Here is a 23156-nt window from a genome sequence, read left to right as displayed (position 1 = left end):
GCGTGCTGTTTGGCCAGCCGACTCTGGCAGCACTGGCCGCAGCAGTCGGTGGGCAGACGGAAATTCTGGTACCTGCCAATCTGATTACCGAAGGTTGCGAGCGGATTACCCCGGATATGCTGCCGCTGGCGGATCTGGATCAGGACGCTATCGACCGCGTGGTCGCCAGTGTGCCGGGTGGTGTTGCCAATGTGCAGGATATCTATGCCCTGGCTCCGTTGCAGGAGGGGATCTTGTATCACCATCTGGCAGCCGCCGAAGGCGATCCCTATGTGTTGCAGGTGCAGTTCAGTTTCGAGAGCCAGCAACATCTGGACAGCTTTGCCCGTGCCTTGCAGAGCGTCGTGGATCGTAACGATATTCTGCGTACCGCCGTGGTCTGGGAAAGCCTGAGCGAGCCGGTTCAGGTGGTCTGGCGCACGGCAACTCTGGAAGTCGAAGAAGTTGTGATGGCGCAGGGTAGTGAAGATGTGCTGGAGCAACTGCAACAGCGCTTTGACCCGCGTCACTATCGCCTCGATGTTTCCCGTGCTCCGCTGATGCGCCTTGCCTGTGCCGCTGATCCGGCCAATAACCGCTGGGTCGGCATGCTGTTGTTCCACCATATGGCCCTTGACCATACCGCGCTGGAAGTCGTGGTTCAGGAAATGCAGGCCAGCCTCACCGGTCAGTCCGGGCTGCTGCCTGTTGCTGTGCCTTACCGCAATCATGTGGCGAATGCCCGTCTGGGCGTCAGCCGTGAGGAGCATGAAGCCTTCTTCCGCGACATGCTGGGCGATATCGACGAGCCGACACTGCCATTGGGGTTGCAGGATGTGCAGGGCGATGGCAGTGGTATCGAAGAAGTGCATCAGCTAGTGGATGCTGATTTGAGCCAGCGTCTGCTCATTCAGGCCCGCCGTCTGGGAGCCAGTGCCGCGAGCCTGGTGCATCTGGCGTGGGCGCAGGTGGTGGGCCGGCTCGCCGGGCGTGAAGAGGTGGTGTTCGGGACGGTGCTGATGGGCCGCATGAGCGGCGCTGCCGGTACGGATCGGGCGCTGGGCATGTTTATCAATACGCTGCCGCTGCGTATCGATGTGGGTGTTCAGGGTGTCGAGGCCGGTGTGCGTGCCACGCATCAAAAGCTGTCGGCATTGCTCGGCCATGAACATGCTTCATTGTCCCTGGCCCAGCGTTGCAGTGGCGTGCCTTCCGCGCTGCCGCTGTTCAGCACGTTGCTCAACTATCGCCACAGCGCAGGTCAGGCCGCCGCACCCGAAGCCGTGGCGGCGTGGGCCGGTATCCAGACCCTGTCCATGGAGGAACGCACCAACTATCCGCTGATGCTGAACGTCGATGATCTGGGTGACTCATTCATGCTGACTGCCCAGGCGGTGGCGGCCATTGGCGCACAACGCACCTGTGATTTCATGCAGACGGCATTGTCGAGCCTGGTCACTGCTCTGGAAGACGCGCCGCATACCCACCTGAATCGTCTTTCGGTCTTGTCCGAGGCCGAGCGTACTCAGTTGCTGGTTACATTCAATGACACCCAGGCGCCGTATCCGGAAACGCAGACCATTCACGGCCTGTTCGAGGCCCAGGTCGAGCGTACACCGCAGGCCATTGCGCTGGTACATGGCAATGAGCGCCTGAGCTACCAAACCCTTAACGAACGCGCCAACCGACTGGCTCACCACCTGCGCAATCAGGGCGTGCAGCCAGATTCGCGAGTGGGGATCTGTGTCCAGCGTGGCGTCGATATGGTGGTCGGCCTGCTGGCCATTCTCAAGGCCGGTGGCGCTTATGTGCCGCTGGACCCGGCCTATCCGGTGGATCGTATTGCCTACATGTTGCAGGACAGTGCGCCTACGGCCATTCTGGCCCATGCCGCGAGTCATGAATTGCTGGCCACGTCCTCGGCACCGGTCATCGAACTGGATCGGGGCAACTGGCTCACTGAGCCGGCCGCCAACCCACAGGTGCCGGGCCTCAATTCCAGTCATCTGGCTTACGTGATCTATACCTCGGGCTCCACTGGTTTGCCCAAAGGGGTGATGATCGAGCACCGCAATACGGTCAACTTCCTGACCTGGGCTCAGCAGGCGTTTGAGCCAGAAGTGCTGGCCAGGACCCTGTTCTCCACCTCGCTGAACTTCGACCTTGCGGTTTACGAGTGTTTTGCACCGCTGATCTCCGGCGGCAGCATTGAAGTGGTCAAGAACGTACTGGCCCTGCAGGACGGCGAGCATGACGTCACTTTGATCAATACCGTGCCTTCGGCTCTGAAAGCGTTGTTGGAATCGGGTGGCCTTCAAAAGGGCGTGCATACCGTTAACGTGGCGGGTGAGGCGCTCAAAGGTTCTCTGGTTGAAAGGCTGTTCGCTGAAACCGGCGTCAAGCGCCTGTGCAATCTCTACGGACCTTCGGAAACCACCACTTACTCAAGCTGGGTGGCCATGGATCGCGAAGAGGGTTTTGCCGCTCATATCGGCAAGCCGGTCGCCAATACTCAGTTTTACCTGTTGGATGAACATCGCCAGCCGGTGCCGCTGGGTGTGCCGGGCGAAATCTATATCGGCGGTGCGGGTGTGGCTCGCGGCTATCTGAATCGAGATGACCTGACCGCCGAGCGCTTCCTTGACGATCCATTCAACGCTGGTGCCCGCATGTATCGCACTGGTGACCTGGGTCGCTGGCTGGCAGATGGCAATATCGAGTATCTGGGCCGTAACGACGATCAGGTCAAGATCCGTGGTTTCCGTATCGAACTGGGCGAGATCGAGGCCAGGCTGGCCCGTCATGCCTCGGTTAAAGAGGCTGTAGTCATGGCCCGTGAGGATGTGCCGGGCGACAAGCGTCTGGTGGCCTATTTCACCGCCAGCATCGAAGATGTGGATATCGAGGATCTGCGTGAATACCTGCTGGCTCAGTTACCCGAATATATGGTTCCGGTGGCTTATGTTGTTCTGCAATCGCTGCCGTTGACGCCCAATGGCAAGCTGGATCGCAAGGCGCTGCCTGCACCGGACCTGCAGGCGCTGGTCAGTCAGGGCTACGAAGCGCCTCAAGGCGAAATCGAAGTGGCGCTGGCCCAGCTCTGGCAGGAATTGCTCGGGGTCGAGAAGGTCGGACGCTTTGACCGTTTCTTCGATCTGGGTGGGCATTCATTGCTCGCCATTCGCCTGATTTCCCAGGTTAGGCTGCGCCTTGGTGTCGAGCTGAGCCTGGCCGAGCTGTTCACTCATTCGGAGCTGTCAGCTCTCGCCGGGCTGCTGGCGCAGGCAGGTCGCAGCACGTTGCCGGATATCGTCAGAGTGCCCCGCGACGAGGATCTGCCCTTGTCCTTTGCCCAGCAGCGCCTGTGGTTCCTGGCGCAAATGGAGGGTGGCAGCACGGCGTACAACATGCCGGCCGGCCTGCGCCTGCGCGGGCCTCTCGATGAAAGCGCACTGCAACGGGCACTGGAGCGCATTCTGGCTCGCCATGAAGCCTTGCGTACTCGATTCGCCGTTCGTGAGGATCAGGAACCTGTGCAACTGATTGAGCCAGTCGACAGCGGATTCGCGTTGACTCGTTTCAACCTGCAAGCCAGTAACGACCGTGAGCAACAATTGCTCGCCATGGCTCAGGAAGAAGCGCTGGCACCGTTCGACCTTGCCACCGGCCCCTTGATCCGCGGACGTCTGGTGCGTCTGGATGCCGAGGATCATGCCTTGTTGGTGACTGTTCACCATATCGTCTCAGACGGTTGGTCCCTTGGCGTGCTGACCCGTGAGCTGACCGAATTGTATGAAGCGTTCAGACAAGGACTGGAAGATCCGCTGCCGCCACTGAGCGTTCAGTACGCCGATTATGCCGTCTGGCAGCGCCGCTGGCTCAGTGGCGAAGTACTGGAAGCGCAAAGCCGTTACTGGCAGCAAACCCTGGCCGATGCTCCCGCATTGCTGGCGCTGCCCACCGACAAACCACGCCCGGCGCAACAGGATTATGCCGGTGCGACCCTGGGCATCGTGCTCGATGCAGCCCTGACCCAGGATTTGAAAGCCTTGAGCCAGCGCCACGGCACAACGTTGTACATGACGGTCATTGCTGCCTGGGCCGTATTGCTGAGCCGGCTTGGCGGGCAGGACGACGTGGTGATCGGCTCACCAATGGCCAACCGCATGCGTGCTGAAGTCGAGCCTTTGATCGGCTTTTTCGTCAACACACTGGCCGTGCGTATCGACGTTTCGGACGACCCGGATGTCGGCACACTGCTGGCGCGGGTCAAGGATCGGGTCCTGAGTGCCCAGGCCCATCAGGACCTGCCATTCGAGCAAGTGGTGGAAGTGGTCAAACCGGTACGCAGCCTGTCGCACAGCCCAGTGTTCCAGGCGATGTTGAGCTGGCAGGACACCGGTGGCGCTGCCCTGACACTCGATGGCCTGGCTCTGGAAGGCATTGGCATTGCCAATACCGTGTCCAAGTTCGACCTTTCTCTGGACCTGAGCGAGTTGCAGGGCCAACTGGTCGGCAGTCTGGAGTACGCCACTGCACTGTTTGGTGAAGCCACTGTGCGCCGTTACACCCGCTATTTTGAAAATGTCCTGCGCGGTCTGGTGTCGGGTGATGGTACTGCGATCACCAGAATTGAATTGCTGGATGCCGAAGAGCGTCAGCGCCTGCTGAGCGACTTGAACCGCACCCGGACTGCCTATCCGCAAACCAGCACCGCTCACCGCATGTTCGAGGAGCGGGTGGCTGCCCGGCCGGATGCCATTGCGGTGGTGTGCGAAGGCGAGCGCCTGAGTTATGCGCAACTGAACCTGCGGGCCAACCGCCTGGCACACACATTGATCGGCATGGGCATCGGCCCGGATGATCGGGTGGCGATCTGTGTGGAGCGCGGCATCGACATGCTGGTCGGCCTGCTGGGCGTGCTCAAGGCCGGCGGAGCCTATGTGCCGCTCGATCCGGCCTATCCGGCGGATCGCCTTCAATTCATGTTGCAGGACAGCCAGCCCAAGGCGGTCTTGAGCCATCGCGGGCTGGACCGTTCGCTACCGGAACTGAGCATTCCGGTGGTGGCTCTGGACAGCGCTCTGGCAGGCGAGGAGCACAACCCGGACGTCAAAGGCTTGAACGCCCGCCACCTGGCCTATGTGATCTATACCTCCGGTTCCACCGGCAATCCCAAGGGCGTGATGATCGAGCATCGCGGGCTGGTCAACTACAGCCTCGACGCGGCCCGGCTTTTCGAGCTGACAGCCGAGGATTCGGTGCTGCAGCAAAACTCCCTTAACTTCGATCTGTCGGTGGAAGAGGTTTTCCCGGCATTGCTGGCTGGCGCTACTCTGGTTCCCACTCGGGACATCTTTGGTAGCGAAGGTCTGGCAGACGAAGCCCCGAGCATGCTGCATATGACTGCCGCGCACTGGCACACCCTGGTGGGTGATTGGCACCATCAGCCAGCGCTGGCTGCCAAGGCACTGGCGGGCGTGCGCCTGATCAACGTCACCGGCGATGCCCTGTCGGCTCAGAAGCTGCAATGGTGGCAGGCGTTGCGCCCGGCCCATACCCAATTGATCAATACCTACGGCCCGACAGAGGCGACGGTGTCCTGTACTGCCGCTTACGTGGACAGCAGCGGAGCCAGTCACAACGTCACCATCGGCAAACCGATGGCCAATACCCGCATTTACCTGCTCGACGCCCGGCAGCAACCGGTTCCAGCCGGTGTCGCGGGTGAGATGTACATCGGTGGCGACGGTGTGGCCCGCGGTTATCTGAACCTTGAGAAAGTAAACGCCGAGCGTTTCCTGGTCGATCCTTTCAGCGACGAACCGGATGCGCGCATGTACAGGACCGGCGATCTGGCGCGTTACCTGGCAGACGGCAGCCTCGAATACCTGGGCCGCAATGACTTCCAGGTCAAGGTTCGAGGGTTCCGTATCGAACTGGGGGAAATCGAAACCCGTCTCGGCGACTGTGCCGGGGTCAAGGAAGCCGTGGTCATTGCCCGCGAGGACGTGCCGGGCGAGAAGCGTCTGGTCGCCTATGTGGTGCCTCATGCCGGGCAGACACTGACTGCTGGTGTGCTGCGTGAATCCCTCGCGCCACAACTGGCCGAGTACATGTTGCCCAGCGCTTTTGTGATGCTTGAAGCCATGCCACTGACGCCGAACCGCAAGCTGGACCGCAAGGCGCTCCCGGCACCGGAAGGTGAGGCCTTTGCCAGCCGGATCCACGAGCCGCCGCAAGGCGCGACCGAAACCGCGCTGGCTCAGGTCTGGCAACAATTGCTCGATGTGGAGCGGGTGGGGCGCAACGACCACTTCTTTGAACTGGGAGGTCATTCCTTGCTGGCCATGCGGCTGATTGCCCATGTACGGCAGCGACTGGGGGCTGAGCTGCGCTTGATGGATGTTTTCGCCCATCCGGTCCTTGAAGCCATGGCCAGGGGACTGGCGCAGGCAGCGCGCAGTTCGCAGCCTTCCGTGATTGCGGTTTCCCGTGATCAGGCCTTGCCGCTGTCGTTCGCACAACAGCGACTCTGGTTCCTGGCGCGTCTTGAAGGCGACAACCCGGCCTATCACATTCCGGCCGGCCTGCGTCTGCGTGGCGAGCTGGATGCGAATGCACTGCAGAGTGCGCTGGATATGATCGTGGCCCGTCACGAATCGCTGCGCACCACTTTTGTCCAGTTGCCGGGGCAGGATGCCGAACAGCGTATTGCGCCGTCGGATATCGGCTTCGAGCTGCGCTTGCAGGCACTGGACGGGCAGCCGACTGCCGAACAGAGCCTGGCGCTGCTGGTTACCGACGAGGCACGGGCACCGTTCGATCTGAGCAAAGGTCCGTTGGTTCGTGGCCGACTGGTACGCATGGCCAGCGACGATCATGTCTTGCTGGTGACTTTCCACCACATCATTGCCGATGGCTGGTCCTCGGATATCTTCACCCGTGAACTGGGCATTCTTTATGAAGCACTGCGCAACGGTGAAGCCGATCCGCTGCCGGCCCTGGCGCTGCAATACGCCGATTATGCAATGTGGCAGCGCTGCTGGCTGACCGCCGAGGTGTTGCAGCAGCAAAGCGGTTACTGGCAACAGGCTCTGGCTGAGGCCCCGGCGCTGCTGAGCCTGCCTACTGACCGTGCTCGTCCTGCGCAACAGGATTATTCAGGGAATGCCGTCGGCCTGGCGCTGGATCAGGCGCTGACCGACCAGATCAAGGCTTTGAGCCAGCGCCAGGGCACCACTTTGTTCATGACTGTACTTGCGGCCTGGGCCACGGTATTGGGCCGCCTGGCCAGTCAGGATGATGTGGTGATCGGAACGCCAGTGGCCAACCGCACGCGGGTCGAGGTCGAAGGCCTGATCGGCCTGTTCGTCAACACCCTGGCACTGCGAGTGGACTTGTCTGCCGAGCCGACGGTCGAGACGTTGCTGCAACAGGTCAAGGCTCGCACCCTTGAAGCACAGGCTCATCAGGACTTGCCGTTCGAGCAGGTGGTGGAAGCGGTCAATCCGGTGCGCAGCCTGGCTCACAGCCCGATCTTCCAGGCCATGTTGTCCTGGCAGAACGGCGCAGGCGAGGACCTGGCCCTTGGCGATATGAACCTGCAGGGCGTGAATGCCAGCAGTCGCAGCGCCAAGTTCGATGTGCTGCTGGACATGGCGGAAGTCGGCGGACGCCTGTATGGCTCGCTGGAGTATGCAACCGCGCTGTTTGACCGGGACACCATCGAGCGCCATCTGGGTTATCTGGAAGCTGTATTGCGTGGCATGGTCGCTGACAGCCATGCAGTCGCGACCCATATTCCGCTGGTTCAGGCCGATGAGCGTCGGCTATTACTCGAAACATTCAACGCGACAGCCGTGGACTATCCGCAAGGCCTGACGCTGCACGGCTTGTTTGAAGACCAGGTAGCGAGGACGCCGGATGCAACGGCCTTGACGTTCGAGGGCACGTCATGGAGCTATGCGCAGCTCAACGCACAGGCCAACCGTATCGCTCATCGTCTGATCGGCATGGGCGTCGGTGTGGAGGATCGGATCGCCATCTGTGTGGAGCGCAGCCTGCATATGGTTGCGGGCCTGCTGGGCATTCTCAAGGCTGGCGCCGCTTATGTACCGCTGGACCCGGATTATCCTGCGGACCGACTGGCCTATATGCTGGAGAACAGCGCGCCGGTAGTGGTGCTTGGCCAATTGTCCTTGCGTGACAGCCTGCCACACTGCAAATGCCCGATGCTGATGCTCGACGGCCAGGAACTGGACGGTCAGCCTGGCGATAACCCTCGGGTTGCCAACCTTACCGCCTCGAATCTGGCCTATGTCATCTATACCTCCGGCTCCACCGGCCAGCCCAAGGGCGTGATGAACGAACATATTGGCGTCGTGAACCGGCTCTTGTGGATGCAGGATGAATACGTTCTGGACGCAACCGATGTCGTGCTCCAGAAAACCCCGTTCAGCTTCGATGTATCGGTATGGGAGTTCTTCTGGCCACTGTTCAACGGCGCCCGTCTGGTGATGGAGCGTCCGGGTGGTCATCGTGAGCCAGCCTACCTGTGCGACACGATTCAGGCCCAGGGTGTGACGACCCTGCACTTCGTACCTTCGATGCTGGAAGTCTTCCTGGCTCACGGCAACCTGGAGCGCTGCCATAGCCTGACCCGTGTGATGTGCAGCGGTGAAGCGTTGCCGGGGCATCTGGTCAGGCGCTTCAAGGCACAACCGACCGCTGCCGTTCTGTACAACCTGTACGGCCCGACCGAAGCTGCCGTGGACGTCACCGCCTGGGATTGCAGCGGTCTTGAAACCCCGGATAACACGCCGATTGGCAAACCGGTGGCCAATACCGGTATCTATCTGCTCGACAGCATCGCTCAACCGGTGCCGCTGGGCAGTGCGGGCGAGATCTACATTGCCGGCATTCAAGTGGCGCGGGGCTATCTGGGCCGTCCGGAACTGACCGCCGAACGTTTCCTTCGTGACCCGTTCAGCAGTGACCCGGCGGCACGTATGTACCGCACCGGTGACTTGGGTCGCTTCCTGGCTGACGGCACGCTGATTTATCTGGGCCGCAATGACGATCAGGTGAAAATACGCGGTTTCCGCATCGAACTGGGTGAAGTGGCCGCACGTCTGGGCACTCACCCGGACATTCTGGAAGCGGTGGTCATCGCACGTGAAGACACGCCGGGTGACAAGCGGCTGGTTGCCTATTACACCGCACAGCAGGATCTGGAAGTCGAAAGTCTGCGTGGCTATCTGTCGGGCCTGTTGCCTGAGTACATGGTGCCTGCCGCTTATGTGAAACTTGCCAGCCTGCCGCTGAGCGCCAATGGCAAGCTGGATCGCAAGCGCTTGCCCGCGCCGGATCGCGACAGCATTGCCAACCGCAGCTATGAAGCACCTCAAGGTGCGGTAGAGGTCATGCTGGCCGAAATCTGGTCGGAGCTGCTGCATGTGGAGCAAGTAGGTCGTTTTGATCACTTCTTTGAACTGGGCGGTCACTCGCTGCTGGCTGTCACGCTGATCGAGCGCATGCGTCAGGTCGGGCTGAGTGCTGATGTTCGCGTTCTGTTTGGCCAGCCGACACTGGCTGCACTGGCTCAGGCGGTCGGCAGCGATCATGAAGTGACAGTGCCCGCCAATCTGATCGCGGCTCAGGGATGTGAACGGATTACGCCTGAGATGTTGCCGCTGATCGATCTGACTCAGGACGAAATCGACCGGCTGGCTGCTTCGGTTCCCGGCGGTGTGGCGAACATTCAGGATATCTACCCGCTGGCGCCGTTGCAGGAAGGCATTCTCTATCACCACCTGGCTGCCGGGCTCGGTGACTCCTACTTGCAGCAGGCGGTATTCACCTTCGAGGATCAGGACCGGCTGGATGCCTTTATCGCCGCGTTGCGCGGTGTGATCGGGCGGCATGACATCCTGCGTACGGCGATTTTCTGGGAAGGTCTGAGCGAGCCTGTGCAAGTGGTATTGCGCGATGCACCGCTGCCTATCGAGGTGGTGACGCTGGACCCAAGCCATGGCGCGCTGGAAACCCGTTTGCGCGAGCATTTCGACCCGCGTCATTACCGCATGGACGTACGTCAGGCACCGCTGCTGCATCTGGCCTACGCCTACGACAATGAGCAGGATCGCTGGGTCGGCATTCTGCTGTTCCATCACATTGCACTGGACCATACCGCTCTGGATGTCTTGCAGGCTGAAATGCAGGCATTCCTCACGGGGCAGGAGGCGCAATTGGGCGCGGCGGTGCCTTATCGCAACTATGTTGCGCAGGCCAGGCTGGGCACTGAGGCGCAGACACACGATACGTTCTTTATGCAAATGCTCGGTGATGTCAATACATCGACGCTGCCATTCGGCCTGCATGATGTGCAGATGGACGGCAACGGTATCGAGCAGTTCCGGCTGGTACTGGACGAGGCGCTTGGGCAAAGGCTGCGTGCCAGCGCCCGGCAATTGGGCGTTAGCCCGGCCAGCCTGCATCATCTGGCCTGGGCACAGGTGCTGAGCCTGGTCAGCGGTCGCGAAGATGTCGTGTTCGGCACCTTGTTGATGGGCCGCATGCAGGGGGGTGAGGGGGCCGATCGTGCTCTGGGCATGTTTATCAATACCTTGCCGATCCGCATCGATATTTCTGGCCAGAGCGCAAGAGATGCAGTGCGCTCAACCCATGCCTCGCTGGCGGCTCTGCTGGCCCATGAGCACGCCTCACTGGCGCTTGCCCAGCGTTGCAGCGGCATCGAAGCACCCGCGCCATTGTTCAGCGCCTTGCTCAACTATCGTCACAGTGGCGTGCAGGTCGATGCCCAGGCACAGGCGGCATGGGACGGTATTCAAGGATTGGGCGGGGAGGAGTGGAGCAACTATCCGGTCGCGTTGAACGTGGACGATATGGTCGATTCTTTCGTGCTGACCGCCCAGGCCGTGCCTCAGGCCGGAGCGGAACGCATCTGTGCCTACATGAATCGGGCGTTGTACAGCCTGGTCGAGGCGCTGGAGCGTACCCCGGACAAGCCCGTTCACGAATTGCAGGTCTTGCCGATGGCCGAGCGTCATCAGGTATTGCTGGAGTTCAACGATACCCATGCTGACTATCCTGCGGATCAGCCGGTGCATCGTCTGTTCGAGGCGCAGGCGCGTCTGAATCCCCAGGCCATTGCCGTGGAACACGATGGCGTCCAGACCTCATATCAGGCTCTCGACGATCAGGCACAGCGGCTGGCCGGTCAGCTCTGGCATGAAGGTGTCAGGCCGGGCGAGCGTGTCGCCATGTTGCTGAACCGGTCTCTGGACTGGCTGGTCAGTGCCCTTGCCATTCTCAAATGCGGCGCCATCTATGTGCCGCTTGATCGTCAGGCTCCCGAGGAGCGCCTGCGTCTGATTATCGAGGACAGCGCCGCTGTATTGACCCTGAGCACCGCCGATACGCCGATGCCGGAGGGTATTCGCTGGCTGGACGTGACGGCACCGCAGGGGGCAGCTCTTGAGTGCGATGTCGAAACAGTCGGCAACGATGCGGCATACGTGCTGTACACCTCAGGTTCCACCGGCCTGCCCAAAGGGGTGGTGGTGCCGCACCGTGGCATTGCGCGTCTGGTCCTGAATAACCGCTTTGTGCAGTTCAGGCCTGAAGACCGATTGGCGTTCGCTTCCAATCCGGCATTCGATGCAAGCACGATGGAGGTCTGGGGCGCGCTGCTCAATGGTGGGCGACTGGTCATTATCGACCATGAATGCCTGCTGGATCCTCCCCGTTTCGCGGATGTTCTGGCACGTACCGAGGTCAGCGTGTTGTTCCTGACCACGTCGGTCTTCAACCAGTACGTGGGCCTGATAGGGCCAGCCCTTGCCGGCTTGCGTGTATTGATGTCGGGCGGTGAGCGGGCCGATGCGCAGATGTTCGGCAAGATGCGTGCACTGGCTCCGGCCTTGCAGTTGATCAACGGCTACGGGCCAACGGAAAGCACGACCTTCGCCACGACTTATGCATTCGGGGATGTTGCGCCAGACACGGCCAGCCTGCCGATTGGCAAACCGTTGTCCAACACCCGGGTGTATGTGCTGGATACGCGGCAAAAACCGGTCCCGGTGGGCGTTGCGGGTGAAATCTGTATCGCAGGCGACGGCGTGGCGCTGGGGTATCTGAATCGTGCGGAGCTGACAGCAAAAGCTTTCCTCGATGACCCGTTCAGCCCTGGCGAAGGTGCGTTGCTGTACCGCACCGGCGATTCCGGGCGCTGGCAGGCGGACGGCACGCTGGATTACCTGGGGCGTACCGACAACCAGGTCAAGGTGCGTGGCTATCGGATCGAGCTGGGCGAAATCGATGCGAGGCTGAATCTTCATCCGGCAATCAGGGAAAGTGTTGTGCTGGCGCGGCAATCGGCTGCGGCGGGGCAATGCCTGGTGGCCTACTTCACTGCCGACGGCGACGTGGGTATCGACGCGCTGCGAGCGCACATGCAGAGCCAGCTACCGGACTATATGGTGCCGAGCGCTTATGTAAGGATGGAAAACATGCCATTGACTGCAAACGGCAAGCTCGACGTGAAAGCATTGCCTGTTCCCGATGAACAGGCGCTGGTCAGCCACGGTTATGAGGCGCCGCATGAGGGCCTTGAAACTACACTGGCCCAGGCTTGGGCGCAGGTGTTGCAACTGGAGCGGGTGGGACGCCATGAACGGTTCTTCGAGCTGGGCGGTCACTCGTTGCTGGCGGTGCGTCTGGTCGGGGTTCTGACTCAGACAGATGCGCGTATCACCTTGTCCGAAGTCTTTGAACACGACAGTGTTGCTGCCATGGCCGGGCTTATCCAGCAACGCGAGAGTGGCCAGGCGCACGCAGGAGGCGCAGTTCCTGTACGACGCAGTGGCACCCGTACGCCATTGTTCCTGGTTCATGAGTTCAGCGGCCTGGATCTTTACTTCCCGGCCCTGGGCAAGCATATCGCCCCGGACACGCCGGTCTATGGTTTGCCTGCCCTGGCCTGGGGCGAGCAGCAGTTGCAGACGATGGAATGCATGGCAACCCGACTGATCGGGCTGATGCGTGAGGTTCAGCCGCATGGCCCGTATCGTCTGGCGGGCTGGTCGTTTGGTGGCGTTCTGGCCTATGAAATCGCCAACCAGTTGATCGCACTTGAGGAGACGGTCGAGTTTCTTGGTCTGATCGACAGTTATTACCCGCGTTGCGTGGATCAGGGACGTCAGCGCTGGACCCGCGAGCACGGGCATGCCTTGCATCTGCTGGATCGTTGCGAGGTTCTGGGTAACGCTTCGGCATCCAGCAGTGAAGAGCGAGCCCGTATCGCTGCGTCACTGGCAGCGCTGCAATCGATGGCTCGTCAGGTGGACTTCGATACGCTACTGCAAGCCTGCCGCGAGCAAAACCTGCTGCCTGCGGAGATAGCGGCGCTGGGCCGCGACGAGCTGTGGCATTACCTTGATCGCGAAGTCGCCCATGGCCACGCCCTTGCCAACTACACCGTGTATCCGGTGCCGGTTCCGGTCCATCTGTTCGTGGCCGCCGAACGGGCCGAGGATGCGCCGCTGCATGAAGGCTATCTCGGCTGGGAGGCCGTCTTGCCTGCTGCGAAACTGCGTTGCGTATCGGTCCCGGGCAACCATCAGACGATGATGGAGGTGCCCCATATCCAGGAACTGGGGCTGGCTATCAATGCGGCCCTGGCAGAGGGCGGCCCGACAGGCCCGGGTGGCGGGACGTTCCAGCCGTTGCTGACGATTCAGTCCGGGCGCGCCGATCACGTGCCGGTGTTCTGCGTACCGGGCGCCGGGGACAGTGTCACCGGTTTCATCGGCCTGGCTGATGCGTTTGGGCCGCACTGGCCGCTGCATGGTCTGCAACCACGCGGGCTGGATGGCGCAACTGTGCCGTTCGGTCTGGTGGAAACCGCGGCCGAGGCGTATCTGAAAGCCATCGACTCGGTCCATCCCCATGGCCCGTTGCATCTGCTGGGCCATTCGTTCGGTGGCTGGGTGGTCTATGAAATGGCGGCTCGTCTCCAGGCTCAGGGTCGTGAGGTTGCGTCGCTGACCCTGATCGACAGCGAGTCGCCAGGCTGCAATGGCGTAGTGGGCCGGCCTTATACGAGCAGTGGGGTGCTGATGCGCCTGATCGAGGCGATTCAGTTGTCGTCGGGCAAATCACTGCACATCGATGCTGCCGCATTTGCCGCACAGGACGATGCCGGCCAGATGCGTCTGCTGCATGCCGGGATGGTGCGCGCCGGAATTCTGCCAGCCCGCTCTCCGGTCACCGCAATGAACGGTCCGGCGCGTGCCTTTGGTGCAGCCTTGCGAACTCGTTATCAGCCCGTTCACCGCTATGACGGCCCCGTCCGGCTGGTGCTGGCCGAAGACCCGACTCTGGATGCGGCGCACAACCAGCGTGAGCAGCAATCGATGCTGGAGGGCTGGAAGTCTCATGTCCCGGACCTGAGTGTCTGGTACGGGCCGGGCAACCATTTCACGATCCTCAAGGACGGCCATGTTCAACGCCTCGCGCAATGGTGGCGCGAGGGACTCGTTACACCCGGCAAGGAAGTCAGCCATCCATCGATCCTGCAATAACGGCCTCGACGGCACATATCGACACCTCCATCCCGGCTGCCAGCCAGCCGGGTCTGCCAGCAACGTATTCGTGGTCTCATATGCCAAAGTTCAAGTTTCGCAAAACCGTTATCATCCTCGGCCTGTTGACTGTCGCCGGGGTCTTGTATGCCGCTACTCGCTCCGAGGAAGCGCCGCCGCAATATCTGACGGCCAGGGCCGAACGCAGCGATATCGAGAATTCGGTGCTGGCCACCGGCGTTCTGCAAGGCGTCAGGCAGGTGGATGTCGGTGCCCAGGTATCCGGCCAGTTGAAGTCACTCAAGGTCAAACTGGGGGATGAGGTCAAGAAAGGGCAGTGGCTGGCCGAGATCGATCCGGTCGTCCTGCAGAATTCCCTGCGCCAGGCTCAGGTCAATGAAGAGGATCTGATTGCCAAGAAGGAAGCCACTGCCGCGCAACTGAGCAAAGCCAAGGCGACCTACGAGCGCTATCTGAACCTGCTGCCAGCGGAAGCGATCTCGAAACAGGACTTTGAAACCGCCGAGTCGGATTACCGGGTCGAGGCTGCCAACCTGCGGTCCTTGAGCGCTCAACTCAAGGACGCTCGCATCCAGGTGGAAACTGCACGGGTCAATCTGGACTATACGCGCATCGTGGCTCCCATCGATGGCGCGGTGGTAGGGATCGTGACTCAGGAAGGCCAGACCGTCATCGCCCAACAACTGGCGCCGGTGCTGCTCAAGCTGGCCGATCTGGACACCATGACCGTCAAGGCTCAGGTTTCCGAGGCGGATGTGATTCATATCAAGCAAGGCCAGGAGGTCTACTTCACGATCCTGGGGGAGTCCGACAAACGCTACTACGGCAAATTGCGCGGTATCGAGCCTGCGCCGCAGAACTTCCTGGAAACCCAGGCCAACAACTCCAGCCGCCAGAACACAGCCGTTTTCTATAACGCACTGTTCGATGTGCCAAACCCTGAGCACAAGCTGCGGATATCGATGACTGCGCAAGTTCGCATTGTGCTTTCCAAGGCCACTGGTGTGCTGACAGTGCCTGTTGCGGCGTTGGGTGACAAAGATGCGGAGGGCCGCTTTGCGATTCGAGTGCTGGATGCTCAGGGAGTGGCTCAGGTTCGCAAGGTCAAGACCGGTATCAATAACAATGTCCGGGTACAGATCGATGACGGATTGCAGGAAGGCGATCAGGTTGTCATTGGCGAACCGTCCACCGCAACGGCGACCGCGGCCTCAACCTCGGGGGCAGGCGCATGACGACTCAGCCGTTACTGGAGCTACAGGGCATTACCCGACGTTTCAGCGCAGGTGCCAAGGATTTCATTGCCCTGGATGACATCAACCTGACGATCAATCATGGGGAACTGGTCGCGATCATCGGGGCCTCAGGGTCGGGCAAGTCGACCTTGATGAACGTGCTGGGCTGCCTCGACCATGCCGATGCCGGAAGTTACAAGGTCAGTGGGCGCGAAACCCATTCGTTGACCGATGACGAGCTGGCAGCGCTGCGCCGTGATCATTTTGGTTTCATTTTCCAGCGTTATCATCTGCTCAGTCATTTGAGCGCGGTCAATAACGTCGAGATGCCAGCGATCTATGCCGGGGTAGGCGAGTCGGCCCGCAATGACCGAGCGCAAGAGCTGTTGTCCCGCCTGGGTCTTGGCGATCACTTGCGTAACCGTCCCAATCAGCTTTCCGGTGGTCAGCAGCAACGGGTCAGCATTGCACGGGCCTTGATGAACGGCGGCGAGATCATTCTGGCCGACGAGCCCACAGGCGCGCTGGATACTGCCAGCGGCAAGGAAGTGATGAAGATTCTGCTGGAGCTCAATGCGGCCGGGCGTACGGTTATCCTGGTCACGCACGATGAAAAAGTCGCGGCGCATGCGCATCGGATCATCGAGATCTCCGACGGCAAGATCATCAGCGATCGTACCAATCCCGCCCGCCAGACGCTGGAAGACGATGACCAGGAGGTATTACCGAGCAAAACCCGGCAGGGTAATCGTCTGGTGGCCAGCTTCGAGCTGTTCCGCGAAGCCTTCAGCATGGCCTGGATAGCGCTGATATCGCACCGCATGCGTACCTTGCTGACCATGTTGGGAATTGTGATCGGCATCACGTCCGTGGTGTCTATCGTGGCAGTCGGTGAGGGGGCCAAGCGTTACGTGCTCAATGACATTGCCGCCATTGGCAGTACGACAATCGAGATATTTCCCGGCACTGACTGGGGAGACAGCCGCTCGGCGGCAATCGAAACCCTCTCTCTGGGCGATGTCGCTGCGCTGGGGGACCAGTACTACATCGACAGTGCAACGCCCAATGTCGGCCGCAACCTGTTATTGCGCTATCAGAACCTCGACGTGACCGCGACCGTCAACGGGGTAGGCGACAACTATTTCAGGGTGCGTGGCATCAAGATGGGTGAGGGCGTAGGGTTCAGCAAAGAAGACAGTATTCGCCAGGCCCAGGTGGTGGTGATCGACCACAACACTCGCACACGCCTGTTCGGGCCGAAAACCGACCCGTTGGGCCAGGTGATACTGGTGGATAACCTGCCCTGTATCGTTATTGGTGTGACGGAAGACAAGAAAAGCGTCTTCAATACCAGCAAGAACCTGAATGTATGGATGCCTTACGAAACGGCGTCCGGCCGGTTGCTGGGGCAGCGCTATCTGGACAGCATCACGGTGCGCGTCAAGGACGGCCAGCCAAGCAAGCTGGTGGAAGAAAACCTGACCAGACTCATCGAGAAACGTCATGGCACCAAGGATTTCTTCACCTATAACCTGGACAGCATCATGCAGACCGTGCAGAAGACCAGCCAGTCGCTGGCGCTGCTATTGTCGCTGATTGCAGTGATTTCCCTGGTGGTCGGCGGTATTGGCGTCATGAACATCATGCTGGTATCGGTGACCGAACGTACCCGCGAGATCGGCATCAGGATGGCAGTGGGTGCAAGGCCCTCGGATATCCGTCAGCAGTTTCTGGTGGAAGCTGTCATGGTCTGCCTGTTGGGGGGCCTGATCGGCATAGGACTGTCCTTTGCCATAGGTTATGTGTTTTCCCTGTTGGTCAAGGAATGGCAAATGGTGTTTTCACTGGGCTCGATCATTACGGCTTTCGTCTGCTCAACCCTGATCGGCATCGTGTTCGGCTTCGTACCGGCACGCAATGCTGCGCGGCTTGATCCGATCGATGCCCTGGCTCGGGACTGAGGCACACTGACTGCCGCAGTTGAATCGATTGCGGCAGTTAAGGACGAGGTGGCGCAACGGTATCGGTTGGTACATCCATGGGATATAGAACCGATGCCGCTGCATAAGGAAGTGAGGTTATAAGAGAAGAGTTGTATCAGACCGCTTTCTGATAGACACCGGCAGCAGGGTGGCGCTTGGTGTCCGTGGCGTGCAGCCAGCGAAGCAAAGGGCTGCGTCCGCCGATCCCCATCTTTACTGCTGCGCGCTTGAAATAGCTTTCTACGGTGCTGACCTTCAATTCGAGCCGTTCGGCCAACTGAGGCACGGTGAGGCCGGCCAGCAGCCCTACGCAAACTTCTGTTTCGCGCAGAGACAGGCTCAGTTCCGACGCCTGTAGCCGATCGAGGAAGCGCTGACGAAGGCTTTCCATGGCGGCATCTTCATCGGCCCCGGCAATGATCGGCGTAGGGGCAACGGCTGCGCGCACGGGTGTCAGGGTCGCGATGTGCTCCTCGACAATGGGCAGCAGCATCCAGGACATGTCCTTGAGCTGAGCCCGCTCCTGGCTGGTGAAGGGTTTGGAGGACGATGAGCGATAGACCGAGATGACGCAGCGTTGGCCGTTGCTGTGCGATGCCAGGTGTACTTGAGGCACCTCACTGTGATCCTCGCACGGGTTCTCGATGTCCTGTGCGTCATAAGCCGGCGTGCCAAACTTGATACTTTTGTCGACGCGAGCATTGGCGACCTGGTCGACGCTCAGCAAGACAGGCTCCAGGCGTTGCTGGCTGCCCTGAGGCAACGCATCCTGGCTTGAGTCTTTATCCATGGAGACTGGCGCTGAGGCACCTGCCGCAACCTCCACGAGCCTGGTTCTGTGCTGGCTCACATGAGTGGCATCCACATGAAGCGAGGCGCTGATCAGATCGTGAAGCAGACGCGCAAAATGACGGCTTCCAGTACCGGTGATGACTTTGCCCAGATGGGGAAAGAGTTGTTGAACGTTCATCAGACTTCCTTTTTGTGTTAGATGAAATTTTTTTCAGTTGAATCTCTTCAACCTCAGTCACGACCCGTGCGTGACCGGGCTTATGGCTTAAGGTCCGGGCAGTCATCTTCCTGTACGCTGCCCAAGCCTTCCCCCGACGACTCGGGGGCTGTTTCCTGGCGGCAAGTGAAAGGTTGCAAACTTGCCAAACACAGGAGCTGCTCAAAAACGACATCAAGTGGTCGCCAACTATTTTCAAGATGCCTGAATATTGAACAGTGCTTGATTTTTAACTTTCGACCCCCTCTTTTACTACTGTACCTAGGTACAGGAATGATTCATGAAGTCGGGCGAAGGTCGTTATAACTTTTTTCAATGTCGCAAATAGTTAATTTTTATCGGGAACATTTCTTGAGGTGGTCAGCGGTTAAACAAAGGCAGCGCCTCAGAGTCGTTTAAACATATAGATGTTTCAAACGCATGTTTAGGGCGTAAGTTATTAGGATATATCGCTGAGGCACGCAGATGACGCACTAATTGAGTGCGGAAAGTCCTTTCGATATAGGTGGGTAAAGGCGGTATTTGGTGTTTCTGGACTAGACCAAGTTAATCTTTGGACTAGACCACGCATTGTTTCTGGACTAGACCAAGTTGAGATACATGGCTTTCATCATGGCTTGTTTGACATTCACGCACTCCAGTTTTTCCGTCATCTGGTGAGCATAGAATTTCACTGTGCGCTCACTGATATTCATTATCAGACCGATCTCGCGGTAAGTCTTGCCCATACTGAGCCATCTCAGAAACTCGTTTTCACGGGGCGTCAATCTCAGCGATTCGCACGTGGAGCAAGGCAACGGTCGGTTGTGATGGGCGATATCGCTTATGGCTTTTATCGCCAGAAGGTGGGACTGCATGCTGGGCACAAAGGCTTTATTTGCAAGGGATGCGGCCAGGTGCATCGAGCCAAAGGTGCGGCCCGGCTCATGCATGGGAACGGTAAAGCCCTGTTCTATCCCGTAGCGTGCGGACTGCTCGACCACTTCCAGATTGGCATGCTTGGGGCGCAACACCTCGCTCCAGAAGAACGGGCTTGAGGTGTTTGCCGAGTGAATGATGATGGGGTCTTTCTTGTAGAGCGACTTCTTGCGATAGGTCTCAATCCATTCGGTCGGGTAGTTGCTGAATATCGAGACTCGAGAAATGCCCAGCGGGGTCAGGTCCATGTGCAGGTAGGCAAAATAATCAACGTTTAACTTGCCAAACAGCGAGGAGAGCGAACTGATATATTCCGTCTCGCTGGCGGCAGGGAAATTGCGCTCCGCTTCGATGAGCAAATCCAATACCTGGGAGTCCGGTAATTTTTTGTGCATAGAGTCAGTCCGATAAATATCAATCTTTGCCACGCATGAGCGGCGCCTGTTATCCGGTCAAGAACGCTGAATAGTGCGAGTTTTCATCGGAAGGAGTTGCGGTCATACGACAACGGACGATTGAGGAAGTTCAATAAGGATTTTGAGACTTTTAACGTGTTTAAGGCCCCGGACTCTGTCAGGCCTGAAAGAATCATGATTTTCAAAGTCGCTGTTCCGTCTGCTATTAGATTCGACAAAACCATGTCTGGACTCACTCATGCACCTTGATGTGGAAAAAGGCTATATCGTTTCAGCATCTAGCGCAACCGTAGGGGAGTAGCTTTCATCATTTTCGACTAGTGAGTGCGGAGGGCGATTGTCTTCGGGTCTTTGGATTGAGTGAATTAGTAACACTATTAAAATTAGTTAGTCCAAAAAGATACAGATGTGTAGGTAAAAAAATATTAATGCAGCAGGGGGCGAGAAGTGCTAGCTCTTTAATATTAAGCGCTTACTATTATCGAGTGGAGAGTCACTTGGCCACTATCATCATTAGAATGGATGATACCTGATGCCCGCTCACGCGGGGGGTGGCTGGAGGCTTGCTGAAGGGAGGCTTGCAGGAGTGCTGTATTCAGTCCACCCGCCACCCAGGGCCTTGTATAGATTGACTTCGGCCGTGAGCTGGGCGAGGCGGTTCGAGATCAATGTGGACTGCGCGTTGAACAGCGAGCGCTGGGCATCCAGCAAGGTAAGGCTGCTATCCAGGCCGCTGCGATAGCGAGCCTCAGCCAATCGGTAATAGTCCTCGTTAGCCTTCAATGAGTCACGTTGCGCGGCCAGTTGCTGCGTGTAGGTCTGCCTTGCCGCCAGGCCATCAGCGACTTCCTGGAAAGCGGTCTGGATGCTTTTCTCGTACTGTGCAACCCGGATATCTTTCTGGATTTTCGAGTAATCCAGGCTGGCGCGCAGGTTGCCCGCGTTGAAGACTGGAATATTGATCTGGGGCTGGAAAAGCCATCCCCCTGAACCGGCCTTGAACAGCCTGGACAGCTCGGTGCTGGATGTACCCGCGTTGGCGGTCAGGCTGATACTCGGGAAAAATGCGGCTCGTGCAGCCCCGATATTGGCATTGGCGGCTTTAAGCAGGTGTTCGGCTTCCTGAATGTCGGGGCGGCGCTGCAATAATTCTGAAGGCAGCCCGGCGGGCACACTGCCCAGCAGCTCATTGCTCAAGGGCTGTGCCGGCAGAGTGTCCGATACGCTTGTGCCTACCAGAAGCGTCAGGGCATTGAGGTCCTGGGCAATCAGTCTTTCGTATTGCGCGAGGTTGGCCCGTGCGCTTTCCACTGACGTACGAGCCTGGCTGATGGCCAGAGCCGACGCAGTGCCTGCAGAGCCTTGCTGCAGAGTCAGCTTGAGGCTCTTTTCATAGGTTTTCAGTGTGTCCCTGGTGAGCTTGAGCTGTTCCTGATCTGCCCGCCAGGTGAGGTAGGCGTTTGCCACATTGGCCACAAGGCTCAATTGCGTGCTGCGTCTGGCTTGCTCGCTGGAAAGATAGGTTTCCAGACTTTCCTGAGTAAGGCTGCGGTTTCGCCCGAACAGGTCAAGCTCGTAGGCGCTGATACCCAGCGTGGCCGAGTAGGAGCTGCTGATAGCGCGTTCACCAAGGCCTGACATATCGGCCGGAAGGCTTTGTCGGCTACCTGATCCGCTCACCGAAACCGAAGGAAACAGATCGCTGCGCTGTATGCGGTACTGGGCCTGATAGGCCTCAAGGTTGAGCACTGCTACGCGCAAGTCACGGTTATTGGACAGTGAGCTTTCGATCAACTGGGCAAGCACCGGATCACGAAAGAAATTCCGCCAGCCTTGTTCCGCCGCTGCAATATCCACCAGATTGTTATTGCCTGCCGAGGCGTAGGGATAGTTTGCAGCCACAGGGGAGGGAGGGCGTTGGTAGTCGGGAATGAGGGAACAGCCGCCAAGCACTGAAACTGCTATGGCGCTGAGCAGAAAATACTTCATTGAAATAACCTTTGTGGATACCGGCAACCCACCGCAGTCAGGGGGTTAGGCACTCTGAGAGACACCAATCATCCACTTCACCAGACCGTGACGTCCTTTGACGCCAAGCTTGGCCGCTGCGCGCTTGAGGTAGGTTTCTATGGAGCTGTTTTTGACATGGAGCTTTTCAGCCATTTCCGGAACCGTCGAACCTGCGAGCAAGCCAAGACAGATCTCTTTTTCACGCAATGACAGCCTGACTTCTGAAAGCGTCAGCTTTTCGTTGAAGTCTTTCAGCAATTGTTGTCCGCCCAGCATTCCCGCATCGTCTTCGGCCGGTGTGCTGCACAGATTGCGTGTTGCCTGGGCATGTCGTTCCAGCAAGGGCAGCAGCGTTTCGGAAAAATTCTTGAGGAAGGACAGCTCATGAAGGGAGAAATCGCGCAGTGGCTGTTCGCGCTGCAGAGAGATCACACAGCGGCGATTGGACTTTCGTGAAACCAGATTGCACTGGTAAGCGGCCGTAGAACCTACGGTGTTGCCGGGTGCATCGTTGAATGGATATTTGAGGTGAATCAGCAGTGAGTCATCCAGGTTGAGCATTCGCGTGAGCAGCATCTGGTTGTCCGGCGATGCTGTCGGCGTTCCCTGCTTTCGTTCTGTAGCTTCGCGCCCCAGAGGCTGGATGCTTATGATGCTTGCTTCGTTTTCGTCAATTGTCCATTCGCTGAGGTCAAGAAGGTCAATAGGCACTGAGGCTGCTATGAGTTGGTACATGTTGGAAACGAACTGCGCATCACCGACGCTCGAGATCAGACGTCCCAGTTCCAGAAAGTAAGCCGGTTGTTTTCCCGTCATTCGTAGATTGGCATTCATCACACTTGCGCCCCCATGGCATTTATTTCCGCCAGGATTCCAGACCTCGTCCAGTTCGGAATTCCATCAATGTCTGCCTTGTTGCAGGCTCATTTGTAGGACAAGACTCCTAATGTATGGATGAATGTACACATCGCCTTTAGTCC

At 58.9% G+C, this 23156-nt stretch carries 7 protein-coding genes; 3 read left to right on the top strand and 4 right to left on the bottom strand.

All coding sequences use genetic code 11. From position 1 onward, the window contains the following. The 3 genes from Q6A51_RS24405 to Q6A51_RS24395 form a co-directional block, all read left to right on the top strand. Positions 1-14585: amino acid adenylation domain-containing protein (locus tag Q6A51_RS24405; RefSeq protein WP_405046180.1), on the top strand; the 14585-nt coding region annotated here is incomplete at its 5' end. A gap of 80 nt (positions 14586-14665) precedes the next feature. After that, positions 14666-15841: a macrolide transporter subunit MacA gene (macA, locus tag Q6A51_RS24400; protein WP_304575926.1), complete on the top strand. Its 1176-nt coding sequence runs from the start codon at positions 14666-14668 to the stop codon at positions 15839-15841. Next, positions 15838-17802 (top strand): MacB family efflux pump subunit, encoded by a 1965-nt coding sequence (locus Q6A51_RS24395; RefSeq protein ID WP_201017126.1) that lies wholly within the window; start codon positions 15838-15840, stop codon positions 17800-17802. The genes macA and Q6A51_RS24395 overlap by 4 nt, the downstream gene beginning before the upstream one ends. Positions 17803-17938: 136 nt before the next feature. On the opposite strand, the gene Q6A51_RS24390 is transcribed toward Q6A51_RS24395, so the two are convergent. The 4 genes from Q6A51_RS24390 to Q6A51_RS24375 all read right to left on the bottom strand — a co-directional run bounded on the left by Q6A51_RS24390 (position 17939) and on the right by Q6A51_RS24375 (position 23010). Further along, complete coding sequence (locus Q6A51_RS24390; protein ID WP_201017125.1) at positions 17939-18793, bottom strand: helix-turn-helix transcriptional regulator; 855 nt, start codon at positions 18791-18793, stop codon at positions 17939-17941. A 620-nt stretch (positions 18794-19413) separates the two neighbouring features. Beyond that, positions 19414-20178 carry a helix-turn-helix transcriptional regulator gene (locus Q6A51_RS24385; protein ID WP_201000654.1) on the bottom strand — a complete coding sequence of 255 codons (765 nt, stop codon included), beginning with the start codon at positions 20176-20178 and terminating at the stop codon, positions 19414-19416. 528 nt (positions 20179-20706) lie between these two features. Further along, the gene (gene adeC / locus Q6A51_RS24380; protein WP_304575925.1) at positions 20707-22155 is read right to left on the bottom strand and encodes an AdeC/AdeK/OprM family multidrug efflux complex outer membrane factor; all 1449 of its coding nucleotides are present in this window, start codon (positions 22153-22155) and stop codon (positions 20707-20709) included. Between the two features lie 45 nt (positions 22156-22200). Next, positions 22201-23010 carry a helix-turn-helix transcriptional regulator gene (locus tag Q6A51_RS24375; protein ID WP_236123960.1) on the bottom strand — a complete coding sequence of 270 codons (810 nt, stop codon included), beginning with the start codon at positions 23008-23010 and terminating at the stop codon, positions 22201-22203. Positions 23011-23156 lie beyond the last annotated feature (146 nt).

The organism is Pseudomonas serbiensis (genome assembly GCF_030580745.1).
Classification (GTDB): domain Bacteria; phylum Pseudomonadota; class Gammaproteobacteria; order Pseudomonadales; family Pseudomonadaceae; genus Aquipseudomonas; species Aquipseudomonas serbiensis.
This window is presented reverse-complemented; position numbering and strand designations above follow the sequence as displayed.

Bases quoted from the DNA above. Each gene is read 5' to 3' on its own strand.
- macA (WP_304575926.1), top strand. From the start codon at position 14,666: ATGCCAAAGTTCAAGTTTCGCAAAACCGTTATCATCCTCGGCCTGTTG.
- Q6A51_RS24395 (WP_201017126.1), top strand. From the start codon at position 15,838: ATGACGACTCAGCCGTTACTGGAGCTACAGGGCATTACCCGACGTTTC.
- Q6A51_RS24390 (WP_201017125.1), bottom strand. From the start codon at position 18,793: ATGAACGTTCAACAACTCTTTCCCCATCTGGGCAAAGTCATCACCGGT.
- adeC (WP_304575925.1), bottom strand. From the start codon at position 22,155: ATGAAGTATTTTCTGCTCAGCGCCATAGCAGTTTCAGTGCTTGGCGGC.
- Q6A51_RS24375 (WP_236123960.1), bottom strand. From the start codon at position 23,010: ATGAATGCCAATCTACGAATGACGGGAAAACAACCGGCTTACTTTCTG.